11 protein-coding genes are annotated in these 14,194 nt (G+C 66.3%); all 11 read right to left on the bottom strand.

Annotated elements, in window-relative coordinates; all coding sequences use genetic code 11:
* Positions 1 to 25: 25 nt before the first annotated feature.
* Positions 26 to 1,021 (bottom strand): LacI family DNA-binding transcriptional regulator, encoded by a 996-nt coding sequence (locus ABD073_RS05380; RefSeq protein WP_343872894.1) that lies wholly within the window; start codon positions 1,019 to 1,021, stop codon positions 26 to 28.
* Positions 1,022 to 1,077: 56 nt separating this feature from the next.
* The gene (locus ABD073_RS05375; RefSeq protein WP_343872892.1) at positions 1,078 to 2,886 is read right to left on the bottom strand and encodes an ABC transporter permease; all 1,809 of its coding nucleotides are present in this window, start codon (positions 2,884 to 2,886) and stop codon (positions 1,078 to 1,080) included.
* A complete protein-coding gene (locus ABD073_RS05370; RefSeq protein ID WP_343872890.1) occupies positions 2,883 to 3,935 on the bottom strand; it encodes an ABC transporter ATP-binding protein in 1,053 nt (350 codons plus the stop codon). Before ABD073_RS05370 ends, ABD073_RS05375 begins: the two co-directional genes overlap by 4 nt.
* A gap of 137 nt (positions 3,936 to 4,072) precedes the next feature.
* Complete coding sequence (locus ABD073_RS05365; protein ID WP_343872888.1) at positions 4,073 to 5,164, bottom strand: extracellular solute-binding protein; 1,092 nt, start codon at positions 5,162 to 5,164, stop codon at positions 4,073 to 4,075.
* 265 nt (positions 5,165 to 5,429) lie between these two features.
* Positions 5,430 to 8,405, bottom strand: coding sequence for an alpha-mannosidase (locus ABD073_RS05360; protein ID WP_343872886.1), 2,976 nt, complete (start codon positions 8,403 to 8,405; stop codon positions 5,430 to 5,432).
* Positions 8,406 to 8,429: 24 nt separating this feature from the next.
* Positions 8,430 to 9,278, bottom strand: a complete 849-nt coding sequence (locus tag ABD073_RS05355; protein WP_343872885.1) for a carbohydrate ABC transporter permease — start codon at positions 9,276 to 9,278, stop codon at positions 8,430 to 8,432.
* The gene (locus tag ABD073_RS05350) at positions 9,275 to 10,123 is read right to left on the bottom strand and encodes a carbohydrate ABC transporter permease (protein ID WP_343872884.1); all 849 of its coding nucleotides are present in this window, start codon (positions 10,121 to 10,123) and stop codon (positions 9,275 to 9,277) included. Before ABD073_RS05350 ends, ABD073_RS05355 begins: the two co-directional genes overlap by 4 nt.
* Positions 10,124 to 10,160: 37 nt before the next feature.
* Positions 10,161 to 10,469: a type 2 periplasmic-binding domain-containing protein gene (locus ABD073_RS05345; protein ID WP_343872883.1), complete on the bottom strand. Its 309-nt coding sequence runs from the start codon at positions 10,467 to 10,469 to the stop codon at positions 10,161 to 10,163.
* Positions 10,469 to 11,548: a substrate-binding domain-containing protein gene (locus ABD073_RS05340; RefSeq protein ID WP_343872882.1), complete on the bottom strand. Its 1,080-nt coding sequence runs from the start codon at positions 11,546 to 11,548 to the stop codon at positions 10,469 to 10,471. The genes ABD073_RS05345 and ABD073_RS05340 overlap by 1 nt, the downstream gene beginning before the upstream one ends.
* 113 nt (positions 11,549 to 11,661) lie before the next feature.
* Entirely contained in the window at positions 11,662 to 12,888 is a 1,227-nt protein-coding gene (locus tag ABD073_RS05335) for an ROK family transcriptional regulator (protein ID WP_343872881.1), read from the bottom strand.
* 164 nt (positions 12,889 to 13,052) lie between these two features.
* Positions 13,053 to 14,123 (bottom strand): hypothetical protein, encoded by a 1,071-nt coding sequence (locus tag ABD073_RS05330; RefSeq protein ID WP_343872880.1) that lies wholly within the window; start codon positions 14,121 to 14,123, stop codon positions 13,053 to 13,055.
* Between the last annotated feature and the right edge of the window lie 71 nt (positions 14,124 to 14,194).

Raw genomic sequence — 14,194 nt, 5'->3', positions numbered from 1 at the left:
TGGAGGGCGTGGGTTTGAGAACGGTTCATGTCGGTGCAGGCACGGGACGGTCGAGCGAAGGAGCCTCGACGAACCGTCCAGACATCTGCAGCTGGTGGACACCTTCGGCGCCGTTCACCACCTCGAGCAGCGTTCGGATGGCAGCACTTGCCACCTCTTCGACAGGGATGCGGTAGGTCGCCAGCCCGATCAGGTCGGCGCCGGGAAGGATGCCGTCGAAACCGGTGACGGACAGGTCGTCGGGCACCCGCAAGCCTTGGCTCCGCGCCACGCGCAGCACCTGCAGGGCTCGCATGTCCGAGGGACAGGCCACCGCGCTCACCCTTCGCTGCCGGGCCAGATCACACACCTCCGTCGCGCCCTCGAAGTGCCGCCGCACTGCCAGTTCGTCCACGTCAACGCCCAGGGCGCGCAGGGTCTCGACGATGGCCGTGCCGCGTACCCACTCGGGGTAGGAAACATCGGCGTCGGTCACCAGCACCGCCACCCGACGGTGACCGTGGGCGTGGATCGCGCGGGCAACCTCTGCGCCGCCTCCGCGCTCGTCGTAGCTGACCGCGTGCAGCAGGCCCGACTCCTCCGGGCGTCCGGCGCGGACGATCGGCAAGATGCCGGCGAAGGGCAGCAGCTGTTCAGTCGACAGGCCGCCGGTGGCGACCACCAGCCCCGCAACCCGCAGACCCACGAGGTGGTGCAGGGCGGCCACCTGGCCTCGGCCGTGTTCATCGGTCGTGACGGTCATCGAGACGACCTGGCGGCCCGCCTCACGTCCATACCTCTGCAGTTCGGTGAACAGTAGGCCGTAGGCCGGGTTGGCCGCGTCACGCAGCAACAACCCGAGGGTGTCACCACGCCCCGAGGCCAACGTCGAGGCAGCCACGCTCGGCACATAGCCGAGTTCCTCGGCAGCCTGACGCACCCGGGAACGGGTCTGGTCGGAGACCTTGTTCTGCCCGAGCAGCGCCCGCGAGACCGAGGTGCGTGACACCCCGGCCCGGCGAGCGACGTCGTCGATGGTCACCCGCCCCGGGACGGGCAGGCCAGCCCCGCTCACCTCGACCCTCTCTGATGGCGTACTCATCGCCGGTGGCGTCGCTTGCCTTGGCGACCGTAGACCAGCCACATGACACCGCCCGTGATGAGCATCAGCAGGACGGTGTACACGAAGGTGTTGGCTGCCGCATCGGGCCCCACCTGGCCGGTCGTATTGGCCTGGATCACCAGACCGAGCGGCTGGAACAGGGGGTGGGCCAGGAAGACCGCTGTGTCGTAGTCGTCGAGCAGGCTGTTGAAGTTCAGCGCCGTGACGGCCGCCGCAGCCGGCAGGACGGCCGGGAACAGGATGCGACGGAAGACGGTCAGCGGACCGGCTCCCATCAGGCTGGCGGCCTCTTCGAGCGAGAGGTTCAGCGCCGCGAAGGCCGACTTCAGGATCCGCAGGGTGAACGGCACCTTCACGATCACGTAGGCGAGCAGCAGGATCACCGGGGTACCCGTGAGGACTCGTCCGAGCACCAGCGGGCTGGGGTGGTCGTAGCTCATGATCAGGCCCAGGGCGATCATGGTCGCCGGCAGGATCCACGGGATGTGCAGCAGCGCCTCGAGGACGGTGGTCACCGGGTTGCGGTAGCGCTGCACGATCCACGACACGATCATCATGGCCAGCCCGACGATCAGTGCGGCCAGCGCGGAATAGACGATGCTCACGAGGAAGGGTCGGAGCGCACTGCCGCCGGTCAACACCCGGGCGTAGTTGTCGAGGCTGATGCGTCCCAGGTCAAGCTCACCTCGTCCGATCGCATCCGGCGGCATGAAGCTGAACAGCACCACGAGCACGACGGGAGCCACGTACAGCAGCCACAGGCCCCAGGCCAGCACATGCACGACGGTATTCGCGATGGGGTTGCGGATCTTCTGCTTCACGATCTTGGCCGAGACCTTCGAGACCGAGAAGTACATGCCAGAGCGCTCGATGCGGGTCAAGATCGCGAGAAGCGCCATGGTGGCGACACCGAGGATGATCGCGAGCAGCGCTGCGATGTCACGGCTCGTGCGGGTCGTAGAGAAGGTGAGGATCATCGGCGCGATGGTCTGGAACCCGCGGCCGCCCAGCACCTGAGGTGCTGAGAGGGCGCCGAGGCCGGTCAGGAAGCTGAGAATGGTGACGGCGAACAGCACCGGCTTCAGCATGGGCAGCACGATACGACGCAGGATCGTCGACGTCGAGGCACCCATCATGCGCGCAGACTCGAGCATCTGCCCGTCGATGCCGGCCAAGGCACTCGAGACGAACAGCAGATGATTCGTCGTGGTGGCGAGGGTCATCGTGAACAGGACCGCCCCGAAACCGGTGAACCAGCCCGGGCCGAGCCCCGGGACGACCGAGGCGACCAGCCGACCCAACGGGCCATTGGTGCCGTAGAGCATCTTGTACGCGCTCGCGAGCACGATACCGCCGTAGATGAAGGTGGTCGCGTAGCCCAGCCACAGCAGCCGGGCCCCACGGATGTCGAAGAAGTGGGTCACCAGCACGATGAACACGCCGACGAGGTTCGTGCACACGCACAGCGCGACCGCCAGCAGGAAGGAGTGCTTGAGCGAGGTCATGGCGCGGGCAGACTTGCCCAGCCGCTCAACGGCACTGGTGCTGAGCGCGCCGTCCTTGATGAAGGTCTCAGCCAGCAGATTGAGGTTCGGCCAGACCAGCATCGTGCCGATGAACCACAACAGCAGCAGGCTGACGACCACCACGAAGGGCTGGCGCATCATCTGGCGCACGCTGCCGGCTGGGGCGATGCGACGGGTGCGGCCAGCAGCCGGGTCGAGACCCGGCGCGGCCTCGGGTACGAGCACCGGTGGCGTCTCGAGCTGCTCGGGGCTGCTCATGCCGCCACCGACCCCGAGTACTGCAGGACGTCGGCCGGGTCGATCCACACCGTGACCTGGTCACCGGCATCAGGGCGAGGGGCCCCGGACTCGATGACGATTGACTGCAGCAGGGTGCCGTGGGTCTCGAGCGCGTAGGTCGAGTGGGTGCCGTGGTAGAGCCGGGCCACCACCGTCGCGGTGACTCCGGCCCGGCCGGGGGCGCCCTCGAGCTTGGCCCGCTCCTCGCGCAGGTAGCTGGCCGCCTCGACGTCCAGGCGGGCACCGGTGGCTCGGGAGACACCGTCACCCTGGTCGCCACCACGCGCCAGGGTCTTGACGAGTTCGGGGGTCAGCGGCGAGCTCTCCCCCACGAAGGTGCACACGAACTCTGTGGCTGCGTGGTCGTAGATCTCCTGCGGAGTACCGACCTGCTCGACTCGTCCCTTGTTGAACACTGCGATGCGGTCACTCATGGCCAAGGCCTCATCCTGGTCGTGGGTGACGTAGACGGTGGTGATGCCGACGTCCTGTTGCAGGCGCTTGAGCTGCAGGCGCATCTGCTGGCGCAGCTTCGCGTCCAGGTTGCTGAGGGGTTCGTCGAGCAGCAGGATCTTCGGTTGCAGCACGAGCGCGCGGGCAATGGCGACGCGCTGCTGCTGGCCGCCCGAGAGCTCGTCCAGGTTCTTGTCCATGTGCACGCTCGACAGCTCGACCACTTCGGCCATCTCACGCACCAGGCGCTCGCGCTCGGCGCGGGGCGTCTTGCGCACCCGTAGGCCGAACTCGATGTTGTCGGCGACGCTCATCGAGGGGAACAGCGCGTAGTTCTGGAAGACCATTCCGACCTCGCGCCGGTCGGGCGGCAGGTTCGTCACAGGACGACCGTCGATGATGATGTCGCCGGCGCTGGGGGTCTCGAGGCCGGCGAGGGTGCGCAGAGCCGTGGTCTTGCCGCATCCCGAGGGGCCGAGCATGGTGAAGAACTCACCGCGGTTGATGGTCAGGTCGAGCTTGGGGATCGCGGTGAAGTCGCCGTAGCGAACCTCGACACCGTCGTAGGTGATCATGCATGGTCCTTGTCGTGCGTGCTGTCGGTGCGGACTGCGGGGTCAGGCGGCCGTCCTGGACGCCTGTTGTCTGTCTTCTCGCGCGTCTCGGTGCGCGAAGGAGGGCCCGGGAGCATCACTGCTCCCGGGCCAAAGGTTCACTTCATGTACTCGAGCTCGATCTTCTCGACCCACTCGTCGATGTGCTCCTGCACGAAGGTGTAGTCGATCTTCTGCTGCGGCAGGCCCTCGTGGAACTTCACGACCGAGGGATCCGCCTGGGCGATGGCGCCCTTGTTGACGGGCATCGACTGGAACTTCTTGCTCCACGCGCCCTGCACCTCTGCGCTGCCGAACCAGTCGATGAACTTCTTCGCGTCGTCGGCCTTCTTGGTGCCCTTGACGAGGGCGACCTGTTCGATGGCGTACGGCACGCCGACCGAGGGGATGACCGGCTTTGACGTCACGTTGTAGGTCTTCTCCCACTTCGGCACATTGGACGAGTTCATCTGGCCCATGTCGACGGTGCCCTTGGCCATACGCGAGTACAGGTCGACGTCCTTCTCAGCGGGGGTGCCGTTGTCGAAGTAGCCCTGCACCTGCTTCCAGCCCTCGTCCGAGACACCCATCTCACCGCTCTCGTCCTTGTAGCGGTCGAGGATGCCGGCCATCACCAGACGGGTGGTAGCGCCGCCCAGGCTCGTCTCGCTCTGGTATCGGCCCTTGAACTGGGGCTTGCTCCACAGGTCGGTCCAGTCCTTGGGCGCGGTGGCCTCGGTGTACTTGTCGGTGTTGTAGACGAGCAGGATGCCCTGCTCGACAATGGGCCAGTAGCTCTTGTTGTCGTCGTCGTCGCCCTTGGTGGCATCGACCTCTGCCGACCAACTGGGGGTGTAGTCCTCGAGGATGTCGGCGGCCTCGAGCTGCTCGTAGAACACGTTGTTCAACCCGAACACGACGTCAGCAACCGGGTTGTTCTTCTCGGCGAGGAGCTTGTTCGTGGTGTCACCGCCACCCTGTCCGACGACCTGGATGGTGAGGCCTTGCTTCTTCGCCTCTTCGGTCAGCCACTCGGCTCGACCCTCGGCGTTCGAGTTGGTGTAGACGACGAGGGTGCCCTCGCCCCCTGCCGCGGCCGTGGACGACGAGCCGCCCTCGCTGGCCGGTGTCGCCTCATTGGAGGAGCAGGCAGTGAAGCTGGCGGCCACGGTCAGGGCCGCGAGCAGTGTGGTGGTACGGCGTGCGTTCATGGGAGTCCTTGGGCTCAGGTCCGGCGGCCCGGACCAATGGGCAAATCTGCTGGGGGGGAGCGCTCCCCCCATGGCTTCAGTGAAGCGTCCCCGAGTGAACGAATGCCATGGGTTCGGTGTAACCGTGATGAAGTCGAAATGTCGGTCGAGCCCGGTGCCACGTGGCCAGCCGAGTGTGCTGTCCGGGCCGTCCACACGCACAGACGAACGCGCGAACGCAGAGAGGCACCCCGCCCTCTCGGACGGGGTGCCCCTCACGCCACGCTCACCGCTTGAGGCGGATGCTCACCACCTCGAAGGGGTGCAGCTCGACCCGCCCCAGGTCGACGCCGCCGAGCTTCCGCTCCAACAGGTCAACCCGCGTCGCGCCCGATGTCTCGAACTCAGCGCTCACCGCGGCCGCCGCCGGAGCCCCGAGGCTCTCGTACAGCCGGACGACGACGTCACCCGACCCGTCCTCGGCGAGTTTCACAGCCTCGATGACGACGGCCGGGTTGTCGACGCCGACCAGCGCATCGACCGTCCCGGACCCCGATGCTATCCGCAGCGGCAGGTTCACCGCGTAACCGCCAGGGATCGCGTCCTCGATCGTGCCAGCACCGATGACGAACTCCAGGTGGTGCTGGCCCTGGTCAGCCTCCGGGTCGGGGAACAGCGGCGCACGCACGAGCGAGGCCCCGACGCGGGTAACCGGCTCGTCGGCACTCGTCCCTTGGGCCGATACGTCGTAGCCGTAGGTGGACGAGTTGGCCAGCCACAGCCCGCTGCGGGTGTCACCGACCTGCAGCCAGCGGTGGGCGATCGTCTCGAAGCGCGCCGCATCCCAGCTGGTGTTGACATGCGTGGGTCGGCGCAGGTGCCCGAACTGGATCTCCGACGCGCAGGTGTCGGCCTTCACCGCCACCGGCAAGTACCACTTGATCAGGGTCTGGCGCTCGTGCCAGTCGATGTCGAACACGACCCGCAGGCCGAGTTCGTCAGCTCGCAGCACTTGTCTGATTGTCGAATGCGGTAGCCGGTAGGTCACGACCACCTCACCGTCCCGCACCTCGACCGACTCGGCCTCCAGCGGCGTCCGGACGTCCTTGTAGAAGTGGTTGATGTCCCACGCGTCCCACTCGTTCGGGATGTCCTGGTGCGCCACGACCTGCCCCATCGGTTCTGCGGGGGTCGCGAGTTCGCGTCCGGCGCGCCGGTCGACCAAGGACGTGATGCGTCCACTCCCGAGGTCGACCTGCACCGACAGTCCGGCGGTCTCGAGTCGTCCGCTGGCATCGAAGCCGGCGGACGCACGCTCGTCAGGAACCCCGGCCGACAGTGGCGCGATGCCGCACTGCTCGAAGGGACTGGCATTGAACGCGAGCAGCCCCCTCGACCCCTCGGACTCTTGGGAATCCCCGACCAGCACACCGATCGCCCGCTCGATCAGGTTACGCAGGCGATCGCGCAGGGACTCGTAGTTTGACTCTGCCTCCCGGTGAACCCAGGCGATGGACGATCCGGGCAGGATGTCGTGGAACTGCTGCAGCAGCACGAGTCGCCAGATCTGCTGCAGTTCGTCACGCGGATACTCGGCACCAGTGCGGACAACCGCCGTCGACCACCACAGCTCGGCCTCGCGCAGCAGGTGCTCACACTCACGGTTGCCGCGCTTGGTCTCGTGCTGCGAGGTGTAGGTACCACGGTGGTATTCCAGGTAGAGCTCGCCGCGCCACACCGGCGGGTTCGTGTACTCGGCCTGCGAGTCGGCGAAGAACACCTCCGGGGAAACGACCTTCACCTTGGGCGAGCCCTCGAGGTTGGACGTCCGCCGGGCGCGAGCCATCATCTCGCGGGTGGGGCCACCGCCTCCGTCGCCGTACCCGAAAGGCATCAGCGCCTTCGTGGAGTGCGCCTTGTCCAGGTACTGCCGCTCCGACTTTGCCAATTCGGCGCCGCGGATCTCGGCATTGTAGGTGTCGACGGGCGGGAAGTGGGTGAACACGCGCGTGCCGTCGATGCCCTCCCACTCGAAGGTGTGGTGCGGGAACTTGTTCGTGTCGTTCCAGCTGATCTTCTGGGTGAGGAAGTGCTTCTTGCCGGCCAGACGGGCCAGCTGCGGCAGGGCCGCCGAGTAGCCGAAGCTGTCGGGCAGCCACACGTTGTTCGGCTCGAACCCGAACTCGTCGATGAAGAAGTTCGTGCCCTCGACGAACTGGCGCACCATCGCCTCGCCGCCGGGCATGTTGGTGTCCGACTCGACCCACATGCCGCCGACCGGAACGAAGCGCCCCTCGGCCACCCGGTCGCGGATGCGTTCGAACAGCTCCGGGTAGTCCTCCTTCATCCACTGGTACTGCTGGGCAGACGAGCAGGCGAAGACCGCATCTGGGTCACGGTCCATCAGTGCGAGCACGTTGGAGAAGGTCCGAGCGCACTTGCGGCGGGTCTCGCGCGTAGGCCACAACCAGGCGGAGTCGATGTGCGCGTGCCCAGTGGCGTAGACCTCGTGGGCCGTCATGTGGGCAGGCTTTTCGAGGACGGGCGCGAGCACTTCTCGCCCCTGCTGAGCGGTAGATGCGAGGTCGAAGGGATTGACCGTGTTCAGCATCCGTTCGAGCGCGGCGAGAATCTGCAGGCGCCGGGTCGAGCTCTCGGGCAGCTCCATCATCAGCTCGGTGAGGACGACGACATCCTGGGCAAGTTCGTAGACCTGCTCGTCGAGCAGCGCGACGTCAGCGCACATGAGGGTGTACAGCGGACCGTCGCCGGCCGTCGCCTTGTCGCCCATGGGCGTGGGTACGATCCAGCCCTGCTCACTGACATTGGGGTTCGAGGCGGCCTCGACCAAGACGTGCACCTGCTCGCCTTCGACCGGCACCCACGAGTTGAACGGCTCGATGCCCTTGATGATGCGGCCCTCGGGGGTCCACGCGGTCGCCTCGGCCTGAAAGCCGGGCATGGTCTTGGTGAATCCCAGGTCGATGTCGAGCTCGACGCGGCAGTTGTCGGTGGTGTGCCAATCGGCGGGCACCTCACCCCGGACGCGGAACCACGTCGTCCCCCACGGCTTGCCCCAGCGAGAGCCGACCTCGAAGGCTTCATAGTTCTGATCGCTGGCCTCGGCGAAGGGGACGGGCTCGTCGGGCGCAGCCCAGACCGCTACCTCCAGCGGGACGCGGTCTCGGTAGATCTGAGGGAAGAGTCGTTCGTCGATGAAACGGCGGATCCGGTGCTCTGTGCGAGCAGCCATGGTGTGCATGAGAGTCTCCAGCAGATTGGTTGTTCAGCCCTTGACGGCGCCGGCGAGGTTGAACCCTCCGCCGAGCACACGCTGGACGAACACGTAGAGGACGAGGACGGGAATCGCGTACAGCAGGGAGAACGCAGCCAGCTGGCCATATGCGACCGCACCGTACTGGCCGAAGAAGCCGAAGATGCTGACCGCGGCCGGCTGCTTCTCCGGGGAGAGCAGAAGGATGAACGGGACGAAGAAGTTCCCCCAGGCGCCCACGAACACGAAGATGAACACGACGGCGATGCCGGGGCGCATCAGCGGGATGACCACCGTGCGCAGGGTCTTCATGGCTGTCGCCCCATCGACCCAGGCCGCTTCCTCGAGGGAGATCGGCACGGAATCCATGAAGTTCTTCGTCATGTAGATGGCCATCGGCAGTGAGGTCGCAGCGAGGAATGCGATCGTTCCCCACATGGAGTCGAGCAGCTTCAGCCGGACGAACAGGCCGTAGACAGGCACCATCATCGCGGTGATCGGCAGGCAGGTGCCGAAGAGCACCGCGTTCAAAAAGCCCCGGTTGAAGCGGGTCGAATAGCGCGACAGGGGGTACGCCGCCAGCACCGCGGCAATGACCGTGAGCAGCGCAGTGCCGAAGCTCAAGATCGCCGAGTTCAGGAGCGGCATACCAGTGGTGTCCGCGTTGGCGACCTTCGTCATGTTCTCCATCGACGGGCTGTCGGGCACGCGGGCGGTCAGCGTCGCGGCGGGGTCGAAGGCAGCCAGAACCAGCCACAGGAAGGGCAGCAGGAAGGCCAGTCCGAGAACCACCAAGGCGATGGTGCTCAGGATTCGGCTCGGCGTCTTGCTGGGGCTGGCAAGTGACAGTGTGCGGCTCATTGCTTGGCCTCCCCGGTACGCAGCATGCGGATATAGACGATGGAGAAGATGGCCCCGATGAGCAACATCACCGTCGCGATAGCCGTCCCATAACCGACCTTGGCGCTCTTGAAGGCCACTTGGTAGGCGAGGATCGGCAGGGTGGACGAGTTGGTGCCCGGGCCACCGGCCGTCATCACCCAGATCAGGGTGAAGACCGACAGGGTCTGCAGGGTCGTGAGCATCAGATTGGTCGCGATCGACCGGTTGATGGTGGGCAGCACGACATTCCAGGTGCGCTGCCACCAACTCGCCCCGTCCACCTCCGCAGCCTCGGTCAGTTCGGGCGGCACATCGGCCAGCGCAGCCGCGTAGACCATCATCGAGAAGGCTGTGCCCCGCCAGACATTCGCGAGGATCACCGAGGTCATCGGGTGGTCATAGAGCATGTTCGGCAGGTGGATGCCGATGCGCCCGAACACCGACTGCAGCGTCCCGCCATCACTGAAGAAGGCGTAGAGGCAGAATGCGGCGACGATCTCCGGAAGGATCCACGCGGCCACGACGATGGTTCCCACGATGGCACGTGTGACCTTGTCGACGTTGCGCATCATGGCGGCAAGCGCGATGCCGAGCAGGTTCTGCCCGACCACCGCAGACAGTCCCACGAAGAGGACGGTCAGCCACACAGACTTGGGAAAGACAGGGTCACTCAGCAGGCGCTTGTAGTTGGCCAGGCCCACGAATCGTGGATCCAACGCGAACCGCCCGGTCAGCGCGACATTGGTGAATGAGCTGTAGAGGGCCCAGATGATCGGGCCGGCAAGGAAGATGGCGAGAAGGGCGAGTGCGGGCAGCAGAGGCACTGCCCGCACCACACCTGATCCGTGGCGCTGCACGAGATCAGCCCTTGACGGTGTTCTCTTCGGTGACCTGCTCGACGACCGCCTTGTCATAGGCTGCCGCAGCTTCATCCACTGACTGCTGGCCTGTCATGACGGCCTCCATGGCCGAGGCGATGGCCGTGGAGATCTCGGGGTAGTCGGCGGTGGCAGGACGGAACTTGGTGTCGGCCACCAAGTCGGTGAAGAACTTCACGGACGGGTTGGCTCCCAAGTACTCCGCGTCCTCGGAGCAGTCCTTGCGCACCGAAATCTGGGAGTTGTTGATGTAGTTCATGAGCGCGTGCTTCTTGTCGAGCGCGATGCCCATCACCTTGAAGGCGAGACCGGGGTTCTTGCAGTTCGCACCGATCGACAGCAGCCAGCCGCCCGACATCGAGACCTTGCCCGACCCCTGACCCTTCTGGGTCGGCATCGCTGCCCAGCCCATGACCTTCTCCCATTCGGGCCACGGCACATTGCCCTTGGGCATCCAGTTGCCTGGCATCCACGAGCCGTCGACATTGATGGCGAGCTTGCCCTTCGGAATCCACTGGCCGCTGACGACACTGCCGATATTTGAGTCGAGGGCCTGCTGTGGCTTGGGGGCAGCCCGGACGTGTAGATCCGCTCGATGAATGCCAGCGAGTCCTTGAAGGCTTGGGAGCCGACGACCCACTTGCTCTCGTCCTCCTTGTAGAGCGTGCCGCCCTCAATGCCGTACAACAGCATCTCGAAGCCCTGCATCACCGAGCCCTCGCCATTCGGCTTACCCGAGTAGACGTTGAGCGGCATGACACCGGGAACCTTGGCCTTGATGGCCTCGGCTGCCGTGAGGAGCTCATCCCAGTCCTTCGGCTGCCAGCCCTCGGCTGCGATGCCTGCTTTTGCGAGGACCTGCTTGTTGTACCAGATGCCGCGGGTGTCTGTTCCGAGCGAGACGCCGTAGATGCCACCGTCGTCCGCCTTGCCAGCCTCCTTGGCAGCGTCGACGAACTGACCCCAGTCTGGCCAGCCGGCGAGGTAGTCGTCGAGCTTGAGGAGGTAGCCAGCATCGACGTCGGAGCGGACCATGAAAGAGTCCTCGTACATCAGGTCGGGGGCGGTGTCCGCGCTGCGGTTCATGAGCGCGAGCTTGGTGATGTAGTCGTTCTGGGCAGCCTCGATGGGAATCAGCTCGAGCTTGCTGCCCTGGTTTTCAGCCTCGAAGATCTTCTTCACGTCCTTGAAGAGCGAATCGATCTGCGTGAAGTTGCCGTACTTCTGGTAGGCGACCTTGATGACGCCCGGGGTGGCGGCCGCTGTGGCCTGCGCTCCCGCGCCAGTGTCGGAATCGCTGCTTCCACAGGCAGACAAGGTGCCGGCTGCACCCAGGGCAGCCGAGAGGGTCAGGAAATGGCGACGGTCCATGATGGCTCCTTTGCGAACGGTCCGTGCGCCTTAGTAAAAGCTTTTTCTAAAGAGTCGTCAAGGGTGGGATCGTGAGCACCCCCAGCAGGACATGTCCGCGACTGCGCCGGTCCTCACGCAGTAAGGAAGAAACTCTCCATCGCCAGGGACGCCGCCCCCACCGCGCCGACATCCTCCGCGCGGATCGAGCTGCGGACTCGCACCGGCCTGACCGAGTGGAGGACGGTCAACTCGTTCACGGATCGCTGCACCAGCGGGGTCATCCACTCGGCAAGCTCAACCCAATAGGGACCACCCAGTACCACCTCATCGAGGTCGAGCAGGTCACTGGCCACCGACGCCAACTGTGCTAGCGAGAAGGCGATCGGTTCCATCACCGAACGGGCCTCGGGCTCCCCCGCCGCCGCGCGGGCAACCAGCATTGCGGCATGCTCTTCGATGCGACGGCGGCCCGCAGAATAACCCAGATCGGGCAAGATTCCTGCCAGCTGCCCCTCGCGAACCCACTCATAGGGCGACAGCGACAGGCCCACGTGCGTGCCCCCGCAGTGCGGGCAGATCTCGGCCGGCCTACTCGACATGATGTGGCCGATCTCGCCGGAATTACCTGTCCGACCTCGCATAACCCGTCCCGCTTGGGCAAATGCCAGCCCTGTACCCGTCCCGAGGTAGACGAACACGAAGCTGGGCGGTTCGGGGGCTCTGGTCAGCCACAGCTCACCCAAGGCTGCGGCCAGCACATCCTTCTCCATCACCACTGGAATGTTGAGTCGCTCTTCGAGCATCTGGCGAATCGAGACATTGCGCCAGCTCGGCATGAGCGGCGGGTCGATCATGATGCCGCGTGCGAGGTCTATCGGACCGGGAACAGCCAGACCGACGCCGCAGACGAGGTCGCGTCCGATGCCAGCCTGGTCGAGCTGACGTTGGATCCGTCGGGCGATTGCGTCGATGACCTTCTGGGGCTGCTCACTGCGAGGAGTCGGCCGCACGGTCCGATCCACGGCCTCGCCCGACAAGTCAAACAGCACGATCTCAAGCTGTTGCGGATCCAGGTGGACACCTACCGTGTAGCTGCCCGCCGGGTTCAGAGTCAGCAACACCCGCGGCTTACCACCAGAACTTGACCGACCCGCTTCGATCACCAGGCCCTGCTGCATCAGCGGACGCACGATGTTTCCGACGCTTTGGGGCGTGAGTCCGGTCAATTCCGCAATCTGAGTGCGGCTGATGCCACCGGGGCTGCGTCTGATGGCGTCCGCCACGACGCGTTGATTGTGCCCTTTCAATGCACCGAGGTCACGGCCCCGGGCCTCCTCACTCATCACGACTTGCCCCATGAGGCAGATCGTACGGTGAGCGACTGCACACCTGACCACGTATCAGGCTCAGTGACAGCACCCCGCCTTTGCCCCTCCACTGGACATCGCGGCGGCGGAAGACTAGCCCGCGACGGAGCGGACACGCCGTACTCACGTGCTCTTGACGGAGGGGATGCGCGTGCTCAGTCCCGCTCGGCCTGCAACGCCGTCAGCGCAGCGGTGAGCTCAGTCAGCCGCTCCGCCACTCCACGGGCGACCTCGTCGCTGTGAGCAGCCTCGGTGGCGGCCTGCTCGGCCTCGGCCCGGTGGCGCTCTGCCAGGGCCTCGGCCTCAGCGCGTCGGGCGGCCAGCTCCTGCTCGCGCTCCGCCAGGGCGGCCAGGCGCGACTCCAGCTCGGCGCGTTCGGCAGCCACCTGCTCGGCCTCGCGACCCAGCTCCTGCAGCTGCCCATCGGCCTGCTCGACCTCCCGTCGGACACCGGCCTCGCGCTCACTCGCCTGGTCCCGGGTGCGCTCCGCGGTCTCCAGCTCGGCCTGCACCCGGGCCACGTCACCCTCGGCCCGCCGCAGCCGGGCGACGCGCTCGCGGGCCGCCTTCTGCCGGGCCGCCGCGGCCAGGTCGATCACCGGCGCCACGGGCTGCTCGTCGACGGGCCTCTCGGCGGCCGCTTCCGGCCCGCTCTGCCCGGCCGGCTCCGCGATGGTCGCCGGCTCGGAATGCTTCGTCGCAGGGGTGACACGTCCCGCACCCAGACCCTGCCCCGGCTCGCTGAACAGCTCCAAGGGGAAGCTGGCGGCGGACTCGGGTGTGGCCACCAGGCAACCGGCCAGCACCTGGCGCGCCGCCTCCGGGTGCGCCAGCGCGGCCTCCAGGGTGGTCTGAACCTCCCAGCGCGTGGCATCGGTGGCGTGGTGGCCGCGCAGCCCGGCCAGCTCGACGGCGCGCTGCACCAGGGCCATCACGGTGCGTCGCCGCAGGCCACCCAGCTCGCGCAGCTGCTCGGGTGTACCGGTGGTGTGCATCTCGGCCAGCAAGGGGGCCAGGTCGAAGAGCTCGGTGAGCGAGTCGGTGGCATGACGGGCCAGCAGGTTCACCAGCCAGGCGCCCCGGCTGGGACGTCGCAGCGCCTCGATGGCCTGGGCCAGCGGCCGGTCCTTGTCCGCGCGCGCCTGGCGAGCCAGCTCCTTGCGTCGGGCGACGAAGTCCTCCGGCAGGCCGGAGTAGAGCTCCTCGCTCGCGCTGGTCAGGTCCACCGGCCCAGCCTATGGCCCCGCACGGTGCGCCCCCTTGCTGAAGATCTGGTCAGATGTCCGCACAGTGGGTG

This window comes from Luteococcus peritonei (assembly GCF_039526385.1).
GTDB lineage: Bacteria > Actinomycetota > Actinomycetes > Propionibacteriales > Propionibacteriaceae > Luteococcus > Luteococcus peritonei.
The sequence above is the reverse complement of the archived record's forward strand: the minus strand, read 5'-3'. Positions and strand labels throughout refer to the sequence as shown.

Bases quoted from the DNA above. Each gene is read 5' to 3' on its own strand.
- ABD073_RS05375 (WP_343872892.1), bottom strand. From the start codon at position 2,886: ATGAGCAGCCCCGAGCAGCTCGAGACGCCACCGGTGCTCGTACCCGAG.
- ABD073_RS05370 (WP_343872890.1), bottom strand. From the start codon at position 3,935: ATGATCACCTACGACGGTGTCGAGGTTCGCTACGGCGACTTCACCGCG.
- ABD073_RS05365 (WP_343872888.1), bottom strand. From the start codon at position 5,164: ATGAACGCACGCCGTACCACCACACTGCTCGCGGCCCTGACCGTGGCC.
- ABD073_RS05360 (WP_343872886.1), bottom strand. From the start codon at position 8,405: ATGCACACCATGGCTGCTCGCACAGAGCACCGGATCCGCCGTTTCATC.
- ABD073_RS05355 (WP_343872885.1), bottom strand. From the start codon at position 9,278: ATGAGCCGCACACTGTCACTTGCCAGCCCCAGCAAGACGCCGAGCCGA.
- ABD073_RS05345 (WP_343872883.1), bottom strand. From the start codon at position 10,469: ATGGGCATCGCGCTCGACAAGAAGCACGCGCTCATGAACTACATCAAC.
- ABD073_RS05340 (WP_343872882.1), bottom strand. From the start codon at position 11,548: ATGGACCGTCGCCATTTCCTGACCCTCTCGGCTGCCCTGGGTGCAGCC.
- ABD073_RS05335 (WP_343872881.1), bottom strand. From the start codon at position 12,888: ATGGGGCAAGTCGTGATGAGTGAGGAGGCCCGGGGCCGTGACCTCGGT.